This is a genomic window from Bacteroides faecium (genome assembly GCF_012113595.1).
GTDB lineage: Bacteria > Bacteroidota > Bacteroidia > Bacteroidales > Bacteroidaceae > Bacteroides > Bacteroides faecium.
The window spans coordinates 5,595,521-5,617,540 of the sequence record NZ_CP050831.1; the positions used below are offsets into that span (position 1 = coordinate 5,595,521).

The 22,020-nt window shown below is 42.4% G+C and carries 16 protein-coding genes; 7 read left to right on the plus strand and 9 right to left on the minus strand.

Features of this window, described 5'->3' with window-relative positions:
• Window positions 1-216: 216 nt before the first annotated feature.
• The 6 genes from BacF7301_RS21010 (at window position 217) to BacF7301_RS21035 (ending at window position 8,728) form a co-directional block, all read left to right on the plus strand.
• Entirely contained in the window at window positions 217-1,101 is an 885-nt protein-coding gene (locus BacF7301_RS21010; RefSeq protein ID WP_167965919.1) for an Rpn family recombination-promoting nuclease/putative transposase, read from the plus strand.
• A gap of 595 nt (window positions 1,102-1,696) precedes the next feature.
• Window positions 1,697-3,262, plus strand: a complete 1,566-nt coding sequence (locus tag BacF7301_RS21015) for an ATP-binding protein (protein WP_167965921.1) — start codon at window positions 1,697-1,699, stop codon at window positions 3,260-3,262.
• A gap of 76 nt (window positions 3,263-3,338) precedes the next feature.
• Complete coding sequence (locus tag BacF7301_RS21020) at window positions 3,339-4,910, plus strand: ATP-binding protein (RefSeq protein WP_167965923.1); 1,572 nt, start codon at window positions 3,339-3,341, stop codon at window positions 4,908-4,910.
• 506 nt (window positions 4,911-5,416) lie between these two features.
• Window positions 5,417-7,108, plus strand: coding sequence for a hybrid sensor histidine kinase/response regulator transcription factor (locus tag BacF7301_RS21025; RefSeq protein ID WP_167965925.1), 1,692 nt, complete (start codon window positions 5,417-5,419; stop codon window positions 7,106-7,108).
• A gap of 175 nt (window positions 7,109-7,283) precedes the next feature.
• Window positions 7,284-7,937 (plus strand): DUF4840 domain-containing protein, encoded by a 654-nt coding sequence (locus BacF7301_RS21030; RefSeq protein ID WP_167965926.1) that lies wholly within the window; start codon window positions 7,284-7,286, stop codon window positions 7,935-7,937.
• Window positions 7,938-8,035: 98 nt separating this feature from the next.
• Window positions 8,036-8,728 (plus strand): DNA alkylation repair protein, encoded by a 693-nt coding sequence (locus BacF7301_RS21035; RefSeq protein ID WP_167965927.1) that lies wholly within the window; start codon window positions 8,036-8,038, stop codon window positions 8,726-8,728.
• Window positions 8,729-8,807: 79 nt separating this feature from the next.
• On the opposite strand, the gene BacF7301_RS21040 is transcribed toward BacF7301_RS21035, so the two are convergent.
• From BacF7301_RS21040 to BacF7301_RS21055, 4 genes are all read right to left on the minus strand, one after another.
• On the minus strand, window positions 8,808-10,139 hold the full coding sequence (locus tag BacF7301_RS21040; RefSeq protein ID WP_167965929.1) for an ABC transporter substrate-binding protein: 1,332 nt from the start codon (window positions 10,137-10,139) through the stop codon (window positions 8,808-8,810).
• An 89-nt stretch (window positions 10,140-10,228) separates the two neighbouring features.
• A complete protein-coding gene (locus BacF7301_RS21045) occupies window positions 10,229-11,020 on the minus strand; it encodes an ABC transporter permease (RefSeq protein ID WP_167965931.1) in 792 nt (263 codons plus the stop codon).
• The gene (locus tag BacF7301_RS21050; protein ID WP_022137161.1) at window positions 11,014-11,814 is read right to left on the minus strand and encodes an ABC transporter permease; all 801 of its coding nucleotides are present in this window, start codon (window positions 11,812-11,814) and stop codon (window positions 11,014-11,016) included. Before BacF7301_RS21050 ends, BacF7301_RS21045 begins: the two co-directional genes overlap by 7 nt.
• 11 nt (window positions 11,815-11,825) lie before the next feature.
• Complete coding sequence (locus tag BacF7301_RS21055; protein ID WP_209319467.1) at window positions 11,826-13,217, minus strand: polyamine ABC transporter ATP-binding protein; 1,392 nt, start codon at window positions 13,215-13,217, stop codon at window positions 11,826-11,828.
• Between the two features lie 138 nt (window positions 13,218-13,355).
• Here BacF7301_RS21055 and BacF7301_RS21060 point away from each other — a divergent pair, with 138 nt between their 5' ends.
• Complete coding sequence (locus tag BacF7301_RS21060) at window positions 13,356-14,456, plus strand: TlpA disulfide reductase family protein (protein WP_167965934.1); 1,101 nt, start codon at window positions 13,356-13,358, stop codon at window positions 14,454-14,456.
• Window positions 14,457-14,599: 143 nt separating this feature from the next.
• Here the strand turns inward: BacF7301_RS21060 and BacF7301_RS21065 are convergent, their stop codons facing one another.
• From BacF7301_RS21065 to BacF7301_RS21085, 5 genes are all read right to left on the minus strand, one after another.
• Window positions 14,600-17,164 carry a glycosyltransferase family 1 protein gene (locus BacF7301_RS21065; RefSeq protein WP_167965936.1) on the minus strand — a complete coding sequence of 855 codons (2,565 nt, stop codon included), beginning with the start codon at window positions 17,162-17,164 and terminating at the stop codon, window positions 14,600-14,602.
• A gap of 36 nt (window positions 17,165-17,200) precedes the next feature.
• On the minus strand, window positions 17,201-18,862 hold the full coding sequence (locus BacF7301_RS21070; protein ID WP_167965938.1) for a glycogen/starch synthase: 1,662 nt from the start codon (window positions 18,860-18,862) through the stop codon (window positions 17,201-17,203).
• Window positions 18,863-19,067: 205 nt separating this feature from the next.
• Window positions 19,068-19,529, minus strand: a complete 462-nt coding sequence (locus tag BacF7301_RS21075; protein ID WP_167965939.1) for an ATP synthase subunit C-like protein — start codon at window positions 19,527-19,529, stop codon at window positions 19,068-19,070.
• A 55-nt stretch (window positions 19,530-19,584) separates the two neighbouring features.
• Complete coding sequence (locus BacF7301_RS21080; RefSeq protein WP_167965941.1) at window positions 19,585-21,402, minus strand: V-type ATP synthase subunit I; 1,818 nt, start codon at window positions 21,400-21,402, stop codon at window positions 19,585-19,587.
• Complete coding sequence (locus BacF7301_RS21085) at window positions 21,399-22,004, minus strand: V-type ATP synthase subunit D (RefSeq protein ID WP_004297640.1); 606 nt, start codon at window positions 22,002-22,004, stop codon at window positions 21,399-21,401. Before BacF7301_RS21085 ends, BacF7301_RS21080 begins: the two co-directional genes overlap by 4 nt.
• Window positions 22,005-22,020: the final 16 nt, after the last annotated feature.

The following is a 22,020-nucleotide window of genomic DNA, read 5'->3' on the forward strand; positions in this document are numbered from 1 at the left end:
ATCATCTATAGTCTTTTCACTTTTTATCAGAAGAAAACTGCACTTTTCACAATCCTGCCCATATCACTCAACAGCAGACTATATCATCCGTATAAAATAACTGTATCTGCAACAATCGTTATTTTAAATGTATGAAGCAACAATTCTTCAGTTTAGTGAACAAATATCAAATTAAAACGATTATCTTTGTTCTATAATCATTTAAATCTCACGCATATGCCAGTAAATGAATTGCAGGAACTATATATTGACCCACGAACCGATTTCGGATTTAAATACCTTTTCGGAACGCCAATGAACAAAGAACTGTTAATCGGCTTTCTGAATGCGATTTTCCATGGAACGCATACCATCAAAGACCTGACTTACCTCAACAGCGAGCAACTAGGCATTCGTAAAGAAGACCGCCGCGCCATCTTTGACGTGTATTGTGAGACGGAAAGCGGTGAAAGGTTCATTGTTGAAATGCAGAATGTATTCCAGCAATTTTTCAAAGACCGCAGTGTATATTACTCTACCTTCCCCATCCGCGAACAGGCTAAACGGGGAGATTGGGATTACAGTCTAGAAGCGGTCTATACAGTAGGAATACTCAATTTTGTGTTCGACGAAGACAAGAACTCAAAGGAATATTTCCACCACGAGGTTAAGTTGATGGACGTAAATACAAAAAAAGTATTCTACGACAAACTTACATTCATTTATCTGGAACTCCCAAAGTTCACCAAGACAGAACATGAACTGGAAACATTGTTCGAGAAATGGGCTTTCGTCCTGAAAAACCTATCACGCCTGCTGGAACGCCCGACTGCATTACAGGAACGAATATTCAACCGTTTGTTCGAAGCCGCTTCAATAGCCCGTTTCACCCCAAAACAGTTGAGAGAATATGAGGATAGCGTAAAAGCGTATCGGGATATAGTGAATGCTGTGAATACGGCACGAAAAGAAGGACTGAAAGAAGGACTGGGAAAAGGTTTAGAAAAAGGACGTGAAGAAGAACGAATCGGGATAGCCCGAAACCTAAAGACAATGGGAATCGATATGTCCGCCATCCATAAAGCTACCGGACTATCACTAGAGGAAATTGAAAAGTTATAAACAATCAAAAGCCTATATATTGAATTATAAACAAGAGTCGTATGATTTTCTCACACGACTCTTGTTTTAATATATCTCCTAATGAAGAAGTGAAACATTTCCAACTTTTAACGCTGTGACATTTTTGTTCTTATTTTAAGTATTATACGGGGGAAAACAAAAATGTCACAGCACTATTAATCAACATCTTAGACCATAAAAAGCCCTTATTTTCTATAAGTTTACAAAAATCATCTATAGTCTTTTCACTTTGTATCGGAAGAAAACTGCACTTTTTTATAGTACTTATCAGATAATAAAAACAACAATACAGTTACACTTGTGCATCTATCCGAACAGACTTGTGTAACAAGCCTAACACACTTGTGCATCCCGGCAGTTGCTCAACAGCAACAGACTAAATCATGCGCATAAAGTAGCTAATAGAAAGCCTGAATCTATTAATTCATGCTATTGATTTCTTTAAATCAACCTGATGATTTCATGAAAGTATGCATAGATTCATACTACCAATATTACTAGTTTTTATTGTATAGTATACAGATGTTTGTTACCTTTGTCTATAGTATTGTTCGTATTAAATACGAAAGTTGTTATGAGTACGCCAGTTAATACGTTCCGCAAGCTCCCAATAGGGATACAAAGTTTCGAATTTCTCCGTTCGGAAGGATATCTATATGTAGATAAAACAGCTTTAATCTACCGTCTCGTCACAAAAGGGAAGCTATACTTCCTCAGTCGTCCCCGACGTTTCGGAAAAAGTCTGTTGCTCTCTACCCTTGAAGCTTACTTCAAAGGAAAGAAAGAATTATTCGAAGGGCTCGCCATCGAGCAGTTGGAGCAGAATTGGTTTGAATATCCTGTGTTGCACCTCGACCTTAATGCCGAAAAATATGACAGTCGCGAACGGTTGGAAAAAATGCTTGAGTTGCAACTGGAAAGTTGGGAGACAACGTATGGCGTAGATAAAGGTACTATGACATATTCCGGACGTTTTTCCACAATCATTCAGCGTGCTTACGAACAGACCGGACACCGCGTTGTTGTGCTCGTAGACGAATATGACAAACCCATGCTTCAAACATTCGATAACCCCGATTTGCAGGAAGACTTCCGCAAAACGCTGACCGCTTTCTATACAGTACTTAAAAGTGCTGACCCATATCTTCAATTTGTCTTTATCACCGGAGTGACCAAGTTTGCACAGATGGGAATATTCAGTACGCTAAACCAGTTGAATGATATCAGCTTCGACCTCGAATACAACACTCTCTGCGGCATGACACGTACAGAAATCGAAGCGACTTTTATCCCCGAATTGCAAGCATTGACAGAGCAGACGGAAACAACTTACGAACAGGCTGTGGAACAGCTAGCCCGCCAGTATGACGGCTACCGTTTTACTCCGGAAAAAGGATTTACTCCCATGTACAACCCTTTCAGCGTACTTAGCGCTCTTGCCAAATCACGTTTCGGTGATTATTGGTTTGCGAGCGGAACGCCGACATTCTTGGTAGAGATGCTCAAAAGGACGGACTTAGACCTGCGGGAATTGGACGGCATTGAAGTATCGTCCGCCTCATTAAAAGAAAGTGGGATAGAGATAAATAATCCTATACCCATAATGTATCAGAGCGGATATTTAACTATTAAGACTTATTATGAACATACTGATACATATGCTCTCAGCTTTCCCAATGAAGAAGTGAGGTATTCTTTTCTACACTATGCCGTACCTTTATATACTCCGCTCTCATATTTAAAGATATATCCTTATATAGTGAGGTCTGTACGCGAACTACGCAGCGGCGACATTGAAGCTTTCCTCAACCGGCTCACCTGCTTCTTCGCAGACTTCCCCTACGAGCTGAATGTGAAAACGGAACGTCACTACCAAGTAGTATTCTACCTGGTCTTCAAACTGATGGGACAATTCACACAAGCCGAAGTGCGTACCGCCAAAGGACGTGCTGACGCCGTAGTAAAGACAGCAGACTATATTTATGTATTCGAATTCAAACTGCATGGCACTGCCGAAGAGGCGTTGAAGCAGATCGATGACAAAGGATATCTCCTTACCATTGACGGCAGGCAGCTGGTGAAAGTCGGAGTCGCTTTCGATGCAGAAAAACGAAATCTGGGAAAGTGGCTGATTGGATAATGCAAATTACTTATTCAATTGTTTGCTTTACAAACATAGATAATCTATCTTTGTTACATTGAAAACAAAAGTTGTTATGAATACGCCAGTTAATACGTTCCGCAAGCTCCCGATAGGGATACAAAGTTTTGAGAAACTTCGTTCCGAAGGATTCATGTATGTAGACAAGACAGCACTCGTGTTTCGCTTGGTTCAGGCTGGTATTCCTTGTTTTCTTAGCCGTCCCCGACGTTTCGGGAAAAGCCTGTTGCTTTCTACCCTTGAAGCCTACTTCAAAGGAAAGAAAGAATTATTCGAAGGACTTGCCATTGAGCAGTTGGAACAGAACTGGTTTGAATATCCTGTGTTGCACCTGAGTCTGAATGCCGAAAAATATGACAGTCGCGAACGGTTGGAAAAGATGCTTGAGTTACAACTGGAAAGTTGGGAGACAACGTATGGCGTAGATAAAGGTACTATGACATATTCCGGCCGATTTTCCACGATCATCCGACGTGCTTACGAACAGAGCGGACGACGTGTTGTAGTGCTTGTTGACGAGTATGACAAGCCCATGCTTCAAACGTTTGATAATCCCGATTTGCAAGAAGACTTCCGCAAAACGCTGACCGCTTTCTATACAGTGCTTAAAGATGCTGATCCTTATCTTCAGTTTGTCTTTATCACCGGAGTGACCAAATTTGCACAGATGGGAATATTCAGTACACTCAACCAGTTGAATGATATCAGCTTCGACCTCGAATACAACACTCTCTGCGGCATGACACGTACAGAAATCGAAGCGACTTTTATCCCCGAATTGCAAGCATTGACAAAGCAGACGGAAACAACTTACGAACAGGCTGTAGAGCAGCTAACCCGCCAGTACGACGGCTACCGCTTTACTCCGGAAAAAGGATTTACTCCCATGTACAATCCGTTCAGCGTACTTAGCGCTCTTGCCAAATCACGTTTCGGTGATTATTGGTTTGCCAGCGGAACACCGACGTTTCTGGTAGAGATGCTCAAAAGGACAGACTTCGACCTGCGGGAATTGGACGGCATAGAAGTATCTTCCGCCTCATTGAACGACGACAGGGCGAACATCAGCAATCCCATTCCGATGATTTATCAAAGCGGATATCTGACAATAAAAGCCTATGACCAACGTTTTCGTACATATACGTTAGGATTCCCCAACGAAGAAGTGAAGTATGGTTTCCTCAACTTTGCAGCACCTTTCTACACTCCTGTCACATCTACTGATACATCCTTTTATATCGGGAAATTTGTTCATGAACTGGAGACGGGTGAAACAGAAGCTTTCCTCAACCGGCTCACCTGCTTCTTCGCAGACTTCCCCTACGAGCTGAATGTGAAAACGGAACGTCACTACCAAGTAGTATTCTACCTGGTCTTCAAACTGATGGGACAATTCACACAAGCCGAAGTGCGTACCGCCAAAGGACGTGCCGACGCCGTAGTAAAGACAGCAGACTACATTTATGTTTTCGAATTCAAACTGCATGGCACTGCCGAAGAAGCTTTGAAACAGATTGATGACAAAGGCTATCTCCTGCCTTACACCATCGACGGCAGGCAGCTGGTGAAAGTCGGAGTCGCTTTCGATGCAGAAAAACGAAATCTGGGAGAGTGGCTGATTGGATGATACCTAATGGAAAAATGGTACATCTCTTTTGCTATTTTGCAGGAAATCAAACAACGTTCTGCCAACAGAACGTAATAAAATCACACCACTTATCGCATTTTTAATACCATAACACAAATATCCAACATTCAAGGATAACAGCAGCATCTACTTATTAGAACTTATCATTATTTTTACTTCGTAGAAATAGACTAATCATACCTTCTTATAAAAACCTGACCTTGCATTATTTTTTCAGTTTATATATGGAAAAATACAGAATAGTATTTATTGAGTTATTCCTCAATAGTACCCAATATACAATACGCTCCCCTACGTAGCATTTTCATACAGTGAACAATGTGTTCAACAAATAGGACTGATTAAATATTGTTACTTAGAGGATATTCACCATTTCTCAAAAAAAATGATGTAAAATATTAGGATAGTGAATTTCCTCTTTTTTTCTCAAACGAAAGAAATGGGTCTATTTCATCTGAGTGACGTCACTAAAAAATCAAATTAATATGAAATACTTAATACAAACGTCGTCCCTCATTTCCAGCGCTCTAGCGATACTCATTCTTTATCAATTAAACTTTACATCAGCAGTTCTAGCAGGAGCAATCGCAATTTATTGGATTATAATTCATATCACTACGATACAGAAAGAAAGAAATCTTTTGAAAGAAGGGAATCAATATTTTATAGACTCTTTCGAAAATATCCGTACTCCGCTTACATTAGTTCATACTCCATTGAAAATTGCATGTAATGATATCTGTCTCGAAAATATCAGACAAGAATTATCATTAGCCATCCAAAACATAGATTACCTCAACGTACATTTAACCAGATTGATGGATTTAAAGCAATTGTTTGTAAATTCGGAAAGGCTGGATTCCTCAGAATACGAATTGGGAATATTCATTAAAAACAGAATTGATTCTTTACAAACACATGCTGCCAACAACCTGGTAGAACTGAATATAAAAACAGATTTTAGTTATGCCAGCGCCTGGTTCGACCAAAGTAAAATATCACCGGTCATCGACAGATTCATAAAAAATGCCATAGACCATACCGGGCAAAAAAAAACAATTACCCTGCTAATCACCTCAAATTCTCAAAACTGGCAAATAAAAATAGCTGATTTCGAAAACAAGAAGCTAGTTCAATGCTACAAATGCAAAAACTGGCAACTGCTCAAACGAAAAGAAGAACTCGAATACAATTTCGCGAAAAATATATTCTGCAAAAAGCTGATAAAATTATGCAATGGCAAGATTCTGATTAATCATTCCAACCGCTCCATTACTCTGAAATTCCCTTCAAAAGATTCACCGGAAAGTGTCTCCAAACATACCGCCATACAAATTACATCAAATCCGATAGAAGAAAAAATAGATACCTTGTTCGGCAAGGACTCACAAAAGAGAAATTCCGCTAAACCAGTGGTCGTTCTTGCTGACAGCAACAAAGAATTCAGATTGTACCTAGAAGAACGTTTATCTAAGGATTTTATTGTAAAAAGCTTCGGAAACGGCACGGATGCTTTAGAATGTATAAAAGAGGAATACCCGGATTTAGTGATTTGCGACATCATGCTTCATGGAATGTACGGCAACGAACTATCATCGAGGCTAAAAACATCGGGAGAAACCTCTGTTATCCCAATCATTCTCTACGGTTCACGCATAGACATAGGGCAACGCAGCAAAAGAGAAAGCTCCCTCGCCGACATATTCTTATATATGCCTTTCCATATTGAAGATTTAAAAATAGAAATGAATGTCCTTATCAAAAACAACCGTTTCCTCAGAAAATCATTCCTGCAGAAAATATTCGGAAAGCAATTTCTGGAAGTTGAGGAAGAGGAAATCTTAGATGAAGGCAATTACGACCTTATCAATCAGGTAAAAGAATTTATTCTAAGAAATATAGATAAAGAAAATCTGACGATAGACGAAATCGCCTCGGAGCTATATATGAGCAGAACCGCTTTCTTCACTAAATGGAAGGCGCTGACAGGAGAAGCACCCAAATATTTGATTTACCGGATACGTATGGAAAAAGCACGGGAATTACTGGAAAGCGGAAATTACTCTGTCAGCGTTCTTCCTGAAATGATTGGCTTGAAGAATCTCAAGAACTTCCGCCATAAGTACAAAGAGTACTTCGGGATAACGCCAAGCGAGTCTATCACGAAAAAACAATAAAACAAAAACGGAATTATATAGTCGAAGATCCCATCAACAGGGATCTTCATTATAACATTTACACAAAAAATTCTTTCTTTTTTATTTCTTCATGCAGTATTTTATTAATCGTAGCATTTACACTATGTACGTACACCTTAATTTTGAAAATTAATAATCTAATTATTTAAACAGTATGAAAACTTTAACTAAAATGAAAAAAGTTTGTTGTTTTAATCGCTTTGTCTTATTTGCAATGGCACTGAGTATAGTAACTTCTTTTACTGCATGCAGCAGTGACGACGATTCAGACATTCCCGTATATTCCCTTAAAGACGTTGATGGTAATTATTCCGGTACAATGCTGACAGAATCCGACCCCGTCAGTCCCCAGGCAAATGCAGAAGAGGGAGAAGAACCGGCAGGAGCCGAAGTTACTGCCGAAGTAAAAGACAATCAGATTATGATCAAGAAACTTCCGGTTGAAGACCTGATTAAAAGCATTGTTGGTGAAGAAAATGCCGGAGCTATCATTGAAAACTTGGATGATATCAACTACAACATTCCTTATACACCGACTTTTGATGAAAGTAAATCAACTATCTTACTGCAACTAAAACCTGAACCACTGGAAATTAAATTCACCGCTCCGACTCAAGTACAAGAAGAAGGGCAAGAACCGGCTGAAACTCTTATAACAGTAACTATTGAAGCTGAAAAGAATGGTGTTTACGCTTATGACGGCAAAAAACTGGCATTCATTATCAAAGCAACAGGAGTAAAAGTCGGAGAAGCGGATCTCAATAAGTTCCCCGTTACAACATTCACTTTCAGCATGGTCAAGAAGTAATACAGACCTTCGCTGGAAGAAAAAGCCAAAATGGAGCATGTCTACGCGCAAGGCATGCTCTTTTTTTATATCTTTGTAAAATAACCGTGCTATACAAAATGACAACAACAGAAAACATTCGAAAAGAATTGCAGGATTTAGTAGACTCCAAGTATCAGGAGTTTCATTCTGCCCTGGTCCCCGGAGTCGGAAATATCCTCGGCGTACGTATTCCGCAACTGCGGATATTGGCTAAAGAAATCGCAAAGAGAGACGACTGGCGTATGTTCGTGGAAGCAACCGATACTAAGTTTTATGAAGAAACAATGCTTCAGGGAATGGTTATCGGATTAGCTAAAATGGAGCTGGACGAACGAATGAAACACATAAGCATGTTCGTTCCACGTATCGACAACTGGGCTGTATGCGATATCTTTTGCGGCGAACTGAAAACTGCCGCGAAAAAAGGAAAAGAAACTATATGGCAGTTTATCCAGCCTTACCTCGCATCTACCAAAGAGTTCGAAATCCGCTTCGGGATTGTAATGCTTTTCCATTATATAGACGAAGAGCATATTGACGCATTGCTGGCATACGCAGACACTTTCAGCCACGATGCTTATTATGCACGTATGGCTATGGCCTGGATGATATCCATCTGTTTCATCAAATTCCCCGAAAAGACAATGGAGTATCTAAAACAGAGCAAGCTGGATAATTGGACTTATAATAAATCATTGCAGAAAACGATTGAATCCCTTCGCGTAGACAAGGAGACAAAAGACGTACTCCGCAGTATGAAACGGAGATAATGGCATCATATAAAAATAAAGCTCGGCAAATATTTTACTTACCGAGCTTTGTTTTTATGGTGTATCAAAAGACTTAACTTTAATTCCTCTTTACTTTTTTTCTTCTGCTTCTTCGTCTCTGTTGTTTCTGACGACTGTAACGTTGCCACCTTTTATATATCATCCAGCCGCTCATCAAGGCAACAACGACAAAAATAAGAATAGTAATACCTACTCCCAAATTATCCCCCTTAATACGCGACCAGATATCAAGAACTTCTTTCGTCTTATCGCCGAAGTCACGAATCATAGCGCATCGTTCCACTACTTTGCGGTCGGGATATTGTATCTTGTCAATCTGTACGCTATCGGCGCCCGGTCCGAAGAAATAACTAAGATCGGAAAAATAGGTAAGTGTCGTGTCTATCTTCTCTTCCAGAATCTCCGGAGTAGCAATCGAACTTACATATCCGCAGAAATCCATATTTCTCAGAGCAATGTCCGGACGGCACATGAAGTTGATAAAGTAACTGGCTGCTTCCGGATTCCTTGCATATTTCGGAATCACCCAACCGTCATACCATATATTACTTCCTTCCTTGGGAACTTCGTAATCCAGCTCCACACCTACCGCGTTGGCTTCTTCAATCGCCCATATTGCATCACCGCTCCAGGTCATATTCAGCCAAGCCTTGTTCTTCGTCATCATCTCCTTGCCGAAATCGGCTTCCCAGCCTGCTATATTCGGTTTCAGGGCTTTCAGATATTTTTCCGCAAGTTCCATAGCCTGTGGAGAATAGTCGTTCATCAGTTCTTCCACCGTCACAGTCCCCTCTTCCAGCTCCTTGGCGTGCGCATAAATAATAGCCGTGCCGTAAGCGTCGCGGTAACTATCTTTCATCAGGATTTTGCCGGCATACTTCTTATTCCAAAGACAATCCCAGGATGCAGCGACCGAATCAGGAACATAAGCCCGGTTATAAAGGAGTCCCGCAGTTCCCCACATATAGCATACCGCATAACGGCTGGCTTCTTCACCCGGCTGGCTCAATTTATTAATCTGCTCCCGTATGAACGGAGCCACATTGTTCATATAGTTGGGAGAATGGGCAAAGTTCGTATCAATAGGCAGAAGCAGGTGCTTCTTCAACATACGCTCAATAATGTATTCCGAAGGGCAAACCACGTCGAAATCCTCATGACCTTTCTCAATCTTGGTCAACATTATCTCGTTAATGTCGAATGTCTGATAAACGATACGAATATCTTCACCCGTCTGTTCCTTATAATATGCTTGAAAATCCTCGAGCACACCATCCCCGATATAATCCGCCCAGTTATAGATTTTGAGAACCCGTTCGCGAGGCTCGCCAGAATTATAACATCCCGTCAAACTCAGCAACAACAGGATAACAGGAATTATTCTTTTCATAATTAATAATTTTATAATGTGCCAATATACCAATACTGAAAACGTGCCGCCATGCAATCAGCATATCAGCGCATTGGCATATTGAATAATTATTTCTTCTTCGCTTTCCCTGCCCGGTAATTGATTACAATAAGCAACGCCAGCACCACAACAAAAATAATAGCGGAAAGCGGGCGAAGCTCCGGTGTCAGACCACCTTTGCGGGCATCGGCATAAATATAAGTAGAGAGCGTCTCCAAGCCCTGATTACCGATGGTAAATACCGTCACGGCAAAATCATCAATAGACAGTGTCAATGCAAGCATAAAGCCACTAATCATTCCCGGACGAATCTCCGGCACTATGACTTTCCACAAGGCTTGCATGGGAGTTGCTCCCAAATCGAGGGCAGCTTCATAGATATTCGGATTCATCTGCTTCAGGCGAGGCAGAACGCTCAACACAACGTAAGGCGTGCAGAAAGTGATATGGGCAAGCACTACGGTGGTATATCCTTGCGTGATTCCCAAAGAAACGAACAAAAGGAAAAGCGAAATACCCGTGATGATATCTCCGTTCAGAATAGGAATGCTATTCACAAAACTAATCGCTTTGCGCGAACGGGATTTCAGATTAAAGATGCCGATAGCAGCCACACTACCCAGCAAGGTAGATGCCGTTGCAGCCAGCAAGGCAATAGTAATCGTATTAATCAATGCATTCATCAAAGAATGATGCGTGCCCGTAGTGAAAAGCGAAGTATAAAGTTTGGTAGAGAAACCCGTCCAGTTGCCCAGCACTTTCGCTTCGGTGAAAGAATAGATGACGATAATAACGATAGGAGAATAAAGCAACAACAGCAATATCCACAAGTAAGCCTGCGCAAATATTTTCTTTACCATAGCCCACCCCCTTCGTTAGAATTGTCCTTATCGTCTGTGCTGAATAAAGAAGTGGCGGCAATCAGCAACAGCATGATAAGTGAAAGCGCCGCACCATAATTCCACATACTGTTATTGATATTTTCCTGAATCGTCGTACCGAAGAGTTTGATATTGTTCATCGTCAATAGCTCGGCAATGGCGAAAGTCGATATAGTCGGCATGAACACCATCATAATGCCACTCATCACCCCCGGCATGGAAAGCGGAAGGACTGCTTTCAGAAAGACTTGTACGGGATTGGCTCCCAAGTCCTGCGCAGCTTCGATATAACTATGATCCATCTTCTGCAACGTGTTATAGATAGGATAAATCATAAAGGGGATAAAGTTGTACACCATACCGAATATCAAAGCTCCTTCGCCCAGCGGCACGCTGAAAAAGTCGAATAGGGCAACCGTAGCCAGGGTACGCACCAGGATATTCACCCACATCGGCAGGATAAACAGGACAACCATCGTTTTAGAACGGTTCAGCTTACTGTTACTCAGTATCCAAGCTGCGGGATAACCCAGCAAAAGACAAACAAGGGTGGTGATAATAGCAATACCTATCGAATAGACAAAGGTATTGATTGCTTCGGGATGCTCGAAGAACTTCTGAAAATTGGCGAGTGTCAAATGACCGTTATCGTCGGTAAACGCATACACGACAATCAAGAACAACGGTATGACCACAAAGATCGCCGAGAAAATAATGTAAGGGAGAGTCCAACTCTTACGTGATGACAAAAAGACTAAAAACCTCTTATTCACTTCCTTTCCTGTTAATCGGTTATTTTAATTACACGAATGGCATCCGGGGGGATGGTAATACCTACGCGGTCGCCGTCGTCCCATACATCATTCGTATCTACAAATACATTCTCGTCCCAGTCGGAGAACACCGTCAGATGATAATGGTCACCCTTGTAAAGGATGAACTTCACCTCTCCCGTCAGCGTTCCGTCTTCTTCATTATCCTGAAGAATCACCTTGTCGAAATCCACTTCCACTTTGATGTTCGTATCGGGTTCCATGCCCTCTACAGGAGCACACTCAAAGCTGCAACCGAGGAATTCCACATGAGTGGCATCCAGCAACTTTCCTTCAAAAGTATTGCAGATACGCTCTTTCTTCATAATATGAATATCGAAAGGCTTCACCAGCAGACCGACTTCCGCCCCTACCTCAAAATGATGGTAATCCTGCACAAGGAATTCATAACCGCCGCAAAGCACGGTCATTTCATAATGCACGCCTTTGAATATGGAAGTCTGCACCACTCCCGTCAACTGCGCCATATCCGAAACCGGGAAAATATACAGGTCTTCCGGACGGATCACCACATCTACCGGAACATTCTCACCGAATCCTTCGTCCACACATTCGAACTCCGTACCGCAGAAACGCACCAGTTTGTCATGAATCATCGTTCCATTCAAGATGTTACTTTCTCCGATAAAGTCCGCAACAAATGAATTGATAGGCTCATTATAAATATCAATCGGCGTACCGATCTGCTGAATCTTCCCTTCACTCATCACGACAATCGTGTCACTCAATGTAAGCGCCTCTTCCTGATCGTGAGTGACGTAGACAAATGTGATTCCCAAAGATTTATGCATCTCCTTGAGTTCCATCTGCATATCCTTACGCATTTTCAGGTCGAGCGCTGCCAGCGGTTCATCCAGCAACAACACTTCCGGCTCGTTGACAATGGCACGGGCGATGGCTACACGCTGTTGCTGACCGCCGGAAAGAGAATCGACATCCCGATATTCATAATCCGTCATGCCTACCATTTTCAGAGCAGCTTTCACTTTCTTCCCAATGGTCTGCTTCGGTGTCTTTTTCAGTTTCAGACCGAAAGCGATATTGTCGTAAACATTCAAGTGCGGAAACAGGGCATATTTCTGGAATACCGTGTTTACCGGACGCTTATGGGGCGGAGTTTGTGTGATTTCCTTCCCCGAAATTCGGATTTCTCCTTCCGAAGCCGTCTGAAAACCGGCAATGAGACGCAATAACGTGGTTTTCCCGCAACCGGAAGGCCCGAGCATCGTGACAAATTCGCCCTTTTTCACCTTCAGAGTCACATCATCCAATGCTGTTTTCTCGCCAAAATACTTCGAGACATGGCTCACCTCAATGATGGATTTATCTTCTTGCATATTCATTCTAAAGTTTGGGCTGCAAAGGTACACATTTCTGCGGTTTTCACCTACGTGTTAATCTAATATAACAGTGTTTTTCGATGCCCGAGAGAAAAATAATCTATCTTTGCATAAATATTTATTCACTAATCTTACAAAAGCATGAAAAAATTAACTTATTTAGTTATCGCAACTGCAGCCTTGGGTATGGTAGCTTGTACCGGCAACAAAGCCGGTTACGTTGTTACGGGTACAGTAGAGGGCGCAGCCGATGGTGACACCGTTTATCTTCAGGAAGCTACAGGTCGAAATTTGACTAAACTCGATACTGCCGTTATCAAAAAAGGTACTTTTACCTTTGAAGGTACACAAGATTCTGTTGTCAGCCGTTATGTCACTTGTGAAGTAAACGGAACACCGTTGATGGTTGATTTCTTCCTCGAAAACGGAAAAATCAATGTCAAGTTAGGCAAAGATGATGATTCTGTTACCGGTACTGCCAACAACGACGCTTACCAGGAACTCAGAGCTAAAATCAATGACATCAGCAAGAAAATGAATGGCATCTATGAATCAATGGGTGACACTACCTTGAGCGATGAACAGAAAGAAGCCAAGCAAAAAGAAGGAGCTGAGTTGCAGGAACAGTACGAAAACGCAATCAAGGAAGCTGTACAGAAAAACATCACCAACCCGGTCGGTGTATTCTTGTTCAAACAGACTTTCTACAATAACTCTACTGCCGAAAACGAAGCATTACTGCAACAGGTTCCGGCTAACTTGCAAAACGATGAAACAATCGTAAAAATCAAAGAACTGACCGAAAAGCAGAAAAAGACTGCCGTAGGTACCAAGTTCATTGATTTCGAAATGCAGACTCCTGACGGAAAAGCTGTGAAACTGTCTGATTACGTAGGTAAAGGCAAAGTGGTATTGGTAGACTTCTGGGCTAGCTGGTGCGGTCCTTGCCGTCGCGAAATGCCTAACCTGGTAGAAGCTTACGCTAAATACAAAGGCAAAAACTTTGAAATTGTAGGTGTATCTCTCGATCAGGACGGCGCTGCATGGAAAGAATCTATCAAGAAACTGAACATGACTTGGCCACAAATGTCCGACCTGAAATTCTGGCAAAGTGAAGGTGCACAACTTTACGCTATAAACAGCATCCCTCACACAGTGTTGATCGACGATGACGGTACGATTATCGCTCGCGGCCTGCACGGAGAAGAGCTTCAAGCTAAAATAGCAGAAGCTGTAAAATAAAAGAAGCAAAGGCTGTTTCGTCCTGGAGACAGTCTCTTGATTATAAAAATTCAGCCCCTGCATTCTTTAAGATTGCAGGGGCTGAATTTTATCTATGAAAGCAACAGGGAGATTTACTCTCCCCTACTTTATTGCTCAATTAATCAGACAAACCAACGTACGTAGCAGAAGTCCTGACGATGCGGAAGGTCCGAGTTCTTCGGGAACATACGGTAAGACACCTTGAAGCTACCGGCATTCGACAAGCTATGTTTAACCTGGAATGTGTACAAATCGCCTTCTTTCTTGATTACGCTGAACGGCTCTACTGAGTAAACATGTTGTTTACCATCGGCAGTCGTATATGTCGTTACCAGTTCGAGTCCTACTGCATCATTCAAACCTTTCTCATCGATTACGTAAGTGATAGTATATTCTTTTCCGCTTTCGATGTCTCCCAGTGCCATTTCTTCCACCTTGTCGCAAGATACGATTTCGATAGAATCCCATTTAGCAACCACTTCTTCTTTCCAAGCTGCTATTTCTTTTGCTTTCGCATTATTATCAGCAGACAAAGACGCGAAGCGTTTTGCCTGTTTGCAATAGAATTTGCTAAAGTAGTCATCCAACTGACGTTTCATTGTATAGTGAGGAGCAATCTGCGCGATAGAATTCTTCACAACCTTGATCCAGCCTTCAGAATATCCCTTCTTGTTGCGGGCATAGTACAACGGCAGGATTTCAGTTTCAAGAATACTGTAAATAGTAGCAGCATCCAATTGATCCTGGTGTTCCTGATTCTGGTAAGTACGTTTTTCAGTCAACGCCCAACCTGCACCTTCGCGGTAACCTTCCAGCCACCATCCGTCCAGTACGGAGAAGTTGACAACACCGTTCATCAATGCCTTTTCGCCTGATGTACCGGATGCTTCCAACGGACGGGTCGGAGTATTCAACCAAATATCAACACCGGAAACCAGGCGACGAGCCAACTGCATATCGTAGTTTTCGAGGAAGATAATCTTGCCCAGGAATTCAGGACGACGGGAAATCTCGATAATACGCTTAATCAAGCCCTGTCCTGCTCCATCGTGCGGGTGAGCCTTACCTGTAAACAGGAACTGTACCGGATAGTCAGGATTATTCACAATCTTGGAAAGACGCTCCAGGTCAGTAAACAGCAGGTGTGCACGTTTGTAAGTAGCAAAACGGCGACCGAAGCCAATCAGCAATGCATTCGGATTGATTTTATCCATCAGCGAAACGATGCGTGAAGGATCTCCCTGGTTCTTCAACCAAGTATCGCGGAATGACTTGCGGATATAGTCAACCAACTTATTCTTCATCGTCATACGAGTCTTCCAAATCTCTTCATCGGGCACATTATAGATAGCTTCCCAAATCTTAGGATTAGACTGGTCGAACCAGAAGTTTTCGTTGAAATATTTAAAGTACAGTTCTTTCCATTCCGTAGCGCTCCAAGTCGGGAAGTGAACACCGTTCGTCACATATCCTACGTGGCTTTCTTCGGGGAAATAACCTTTCCAGATAGAAGAGAACATTTCCTGGGATACTTTTCCGTGCAGCCAACTTACACCGTTCACTTCCTGAGAAGTGTTGCAAGCAAAGACTGACATACAGAAACGTTCGCCCTTGTCACCCGGATTGTTACGTCCGAGATCCATCAAGTCGTCCCAAGTGATACCCATTCTGACAGGATAACCACCCATATATTTACCAAACAAGCCTTCGTCGAAATAGTCGTGACCTGCGGGAACCGGCGTATGAACCGTATAAAGAGAAGAAGCGCGAACCAACTCGATAGCCTGATCGAAAGTCAATCCGGTAGCTACGTAATCACAGATACGCTGAACATTAATCAATGCGGCATGTCCTTCATTACAGTGATAAATATCTTTCTTGATACCCAATGCTTTCAGTGTCAGGATACCACCGATACCCAACAGGATTTCCTGCTTCAAACGGTTTTCCCAGTCGCCACCATAAAGCTGGTGAGTGATAGGACGGTCAAATTCACTGTTCAATTCATTGTCCGTATCCAACAGATATAAAGAGATACGTCCTACATTAACACGCCATACGTTAGCATGAACATAATAATCCAGGTAAGGAACATCTACTACCAACGGCTTGCCGTCCGCATCCATTACACGGTCGATAGGAAGCTGACCGAAGTTTTGCGCTTCGTAGTTAGCGATCTGCTGTCCGTCCATGGACAATGTTTGGGTAAAGTAACCGTAACGATACAAGAAACCTACGGCACACAAATCAACATTGCTGTCGGAAGCTTCTTTCAAGTAGTCGCCAGCCAACACACCCAGACCACCGGAATATATTTTCAGGACGCTGCTCAAACCATATTCCATGCTGAAATAGGCAACAGACGGACGCTGTTCATCCGGCTTTACATCCACATAATCTCTGAATTTCGTATAAACCTCATTCATTCTTCTCAGAATCACCTTGTCTTTTGCCAGAGCTTCCAGCTTTTCATAGCTCATACGTTCCAACAACAATACAGGGTTCTGTCCACATTCTTTCCAAAGTTCCGGATCTAGATCTCTAAATAGTTCAGTCGCTTCAAAATTCCATGCCCACCAAATGTTGCGTGCGATTTCAGACAACTTCTCCAACTCTACCGGTATACGTGATTTTACAGTAACCTCTTTCCAGTTGGGAGTATTCACATTACTAACTTTGATTTTCATAATGTTTTTGTTTACTTATTGATGAATAATACTTTCTTAATTCAGTTGACGCTTCATTGCATTGCGCAAGGCAATGTCATAAGCTTCATAGTAATATTGTATGAAGTGTTTCCACAAAGCCTGTTCCGCCACTTCAGCGGCATGCTTGCGAATCTCCTTCACTTCCTTTTCCGTCTTATCCGCAAACAGCGTAATCGTATCCTTGATACCATCCGCCACTTCCGAATAGTTATAGTCCGAACGATGCAGCACTTCCACTCCATCATTAATGCCATGCTGGTTCTTCAAGCTGTTCACCCAAAGTCCGAATCCTGCCAGATCGGTAGTGATCGTCGGCACATGGAATGCGACGCTTTCCAACGGGGTATATCCCCACGGTTCATAATAGGAAGCATACACACTCAAATCCTGTCCAAGCAATATATCGTAATACTCTTTGTTCATGATACCGTCGCGACCGTCCAGATAGCAAGGTACGAAAACGACCTTTACCTTATCTTCCGGGCGATTTCCCATTCCCATATATTTCAGCATATCCAATACCTGGTCATGCGTCATATTATGCAGCCAATGAGTAATGAACGGCACTTCAAGCGGAGTATCGAACTTTTTCTTGCTCTTCAAGCGTTCCTGCAAATCCTCACGGGGATCACCTACCCAACCGGGAACATTGATAAATGCCAATACATTCTTATGCAGGTTCTTATCTCTGTTCAGGCGGTTCAATGATTCCAGGAATACATCGATTCCTTTGTTTTTGAATTCATATCGCCCGCTGGTTCCGACAATTAACGTATCGTCATCCAGATTTGTTCCCAATAATTTATTTGCTACATTCAACATCAAGGCACGCGCACGTTTACGCTTTCCGGTGAATGTACTTCCTTTCGGCACGAAATCATCCTCGAAACCGTTCATAAGGACTACATCCGCCGGTTTGTCCAGCAGTTCCTTACATTCGTTGTTGGTGATTTCGCTAACCGTAGTAAAGCAGTCCACATAATGCGCGGTCTGTTTTTCAATCGAATGTTTCGATTGCATATTCAGTTCCTGAGCCATCTGGTCGCCATTGTAGGCAAAGAGATAGTCATACAACGGTTTGTTGTTGCCTGCGATAGAACGACCGATAGAAGTAGCATGGGTCGTAAAGATAGTAGCCACTTCGGGCACAGCTTCCTGTACATAAAGTGCTCCCATTCCCGTCATCCATTCATGCGCCTGATATACCACCTTGTCCGTTTCTGTCAGGTTGTAGTGATAGAAACTCTCCACTACTCTGCCCGCAGCATACGAAAACATAGAAGCTTCGTCGTAATCGCCATAAGCGTGCAACGAATCTACCTGATAACGATTCCACATTTCTGTGTATATATCGTCTTTTTTCTCAAAAAAAGGTTGGAAATCGACTAGAATGACTATGGGTTCACCGGGGATATTCCATCGTCCTATACGGACGGAAAGTTCATCATTTTCAAGTGCATGCTTTTTCCAAGCAGCACATAGATTATCCGACTCGATGAATAGAGGGTTCTCTTTTCCTTGCCACACATCAGGACCTATGAAAAAAATTCTGTCACGGAACTTCTCCTGCAATGTATTTGCCCGTGTCGACAAGACGGTGTATATCCCTCCCACTTTATTACATACTTCCCAGCTGGACTCGAAGATATAATCGGGGGTTAATAAATCTTTTACCATATAATATATTAAAACTCTTTTTAGTATGCGAGTGCAAAAGTACACATTATTCTTTGAAAAATAATACTTTATACGAAAAATATGAGTTAAGAAGAGGAAAGAAACGTTTGCTTGCAGTAAAAAAAGAATATCCCCTTGCCAATGCAAAGCTGCATTAACAAGGGGATTGAATGTTTTTTTATCGGGAATAATCCCTCAGAAAAAATTATGCGAGAGCGCTACCAATCAAGAAGGTTGCAGCCAAAGCTACAATAGCATAAAGTTCCGGGAATACAGCCAGAATCAGTGTGTTACTAAATACATTGTGTCCCTGACCGATAGCAGCGATACCGTTGGCACAAACCTGTCCCTGACGGATAGCTGAGAACAAGGCAACCAATCCCAAAGCGATACCGGCACCAAGCACTGCCGATGCCTGGATAGCTGTAATCTCAGGAGTCAGGATACCGAAAATAGTCTGGAACATAAAGTAACCGGCAAAACCGTAAAGTCCCTGTGTACCCGGAAGGGCTGTCAATACCAGGAAGTTACCGAATGCACCATCATTCTTCTTCAATGCTCCGATAGCAGCGTTACCTGCAATAGTTACTCCGTAAGCACTACCAATGCCTGACAAACCAACCATAACCGCGATGCCAATGTAGGCAATAAACAAATTCATTTCCATAATCTTATTCTATTTTTTATTGTTTAATTCTTACTTTAATTTTAATCTTCAAATTCTAATTTCTAAAAGGCTTGTACTCCTTACCACCGCCTTCGTATCCGGAATTCTTAAAGAACTCAACGAACGTCAGACGCATCGGGTGAACCATTGCACCAAGTACATTCATAAAGATATTGATTGCATGACCGATAACGAAAATCAGCACCATCACGATAGGTCCTGCTATTACATTATCCGGACTCATACCTACTGCCAAGCTATTGAATACTCCCGCCAGAATACCACCCGAAAGACCGAGGGCAAACAAACGAACGTATGACAAGACGTCGCCCAACAAACCTGTAGCCATATTATATGAATCCCATAATCCCAATCCGATATTCATAAAAATATTCTTTCCCGGACTGTTATAAAGGAATATCATAGCAGCCGAAAGCCCTAAGATAACAAGGTGTATCGTGCCTCCCATCGGCAATACTTTCGGCAACAAAGCCGAAACAGCCATTGAAACCAGCAGGATAATCCATCCGATTGTCGCCACCGCATATTTGAAACCAAACTGAATCGTCTGATTCACAGCTTTCAGCACCATACCGAACAATATCTGAATAGCTCCCAATATCAACGACAGTTGGAACATATCATTATTATCCATCAAGACAGCATGTTTCAGACGTTGAACAATAGGCCAGTCCAAATCATAGATATTCGCTCCGAAGAACGTACCCGTCAGCAGACCGCAGAAGAAAGTTGAAACAGCTAAGACCTGTATCAGCGAAATAATCGACTTCGTTGACGGAGTTACCTTCTTTGCCATCAAACGGTATGCCGTAGCTCCCAAGAACAGGAACAAACCGTATCCCGAATCTCCCAGACAGAGTCCGAAGAATACCATAAAGAACGGAGCAAAGAACGGAGTCAAGTCCAGTTCATTATACTTCGGAAGCATATACAGCTTGCAAATCGGTTCGAACCAGGCAAAGAATCCCTTATTATTCAATCGGATAGGAACATCATCACCCGGCATCGGATCCGTAATCTCATAATATACATGTGCGTCATTCAGATAAGCCTCTATTTCCACTTTACTGTAAGCAGGAGCCCATCCTTCAATCAACATCAGTTTATCACCGGCAGTTTGTTCGGAACTTAATACGACCTTAGAAAATTCAATCTGGCCTTGCAACTCTTTCAAAGCCGCCTTCAAAGAAGGAATATCCGTCTCAGAAAGTGCGACGAGCTTCTTTTCGTTCTCTTCAATCGCCTGTTCGGTCGTATCATAAAGCGCTTCAAGACGCGACAGAGAGTATGCGGGCAGTTTCGCCTGCTCTACGTCCAAGTCCACTTCTTGTCCGGCTTTCGTCACGGTCACGAAAAATACTTTGGAAGAAATGCGGTTTACAATCATTGCATTGTATTCCGTTTCCCACTCTTCTTTGTAATTTCCTTCCGAACAGCTATAGAAACCGATCACATAACCGGCATCTTTCAACTTCTGAATACCTGTCGGCTCAAAGTTACCCCAAGCTTCCAGCGCTTCTTTCTCTTTCGCATAGTTTTGTAGCTGCTGGGACAACTTTCCGTGTTCCGTCTGCAAATCGTCCACCTCGTCCAGTACTTGCATACCGCGGGCAGCCGTTCCACCTTCCGTAGCAATCACAGCATTCTTTTCATGCTTCTGGTTCTGAAGCAACTTCAAAGTAGCCGTCAAGCGGTTGGAAAGGCGAATATTCTCTTGCAGCTCCGTGTTATCGGCAGCGCCTTGCTGCTTCTCCACAATGTGAACCACACCAAGTTCGCGCAGGCTGTTCAGGAATTCTTCGTACTCCTTGTGATAAACCAGGAATGTGAGTTTCCTCATTTTTGTAATCATGCCTCTACCTCCTTCCTTTTTTCTTGATGGGACTTCATGATCTTTTGCGAAGACTTCGACAGGTTTTCTTCATCTTCCATAAATCGCTTGATCTTTCGCAATGCATCCTGATAGCCCGGTATCTGAACCTTCTCAAAAAGGTTTACTTTCTGAGTGGTCTTTTTCCTTGCATGTTCTAACAAATTCAGCTTGGCGAGCATAAATTCACGTTCAATTGCCGTATGAGCAAGCTCTTCCAAAAGATGGATACCATCGGCATACCACTTGGGAGCGTTAAACATACTGTACGGACGTATCTCGAATTCTACATTTTCGAGCAACGGCACACGCACACCCGCAATTTTCTTTACACCAAGATGAACATCATTTACCTTTATTAATGAAGCGTCAAACTCATTCCAAAGGGCGAACATGGCTTCATAGGCTTGAATCTGTTGTTCGAGCCTATCCTCCAAATCAGCCGCTTCCGTTTTGCAGCGTTTCACTTCCATGCGGAGAGCGCTTTCCTTATTCTTAATGATAGGAAGCGTACGCACCCGCACTTTCAGTTGCTTTTCGAGCTGCTGAAGAGAGGTTTTGTTATATTGAAACTTTATAGCCACGTTGTTAATTACTAAT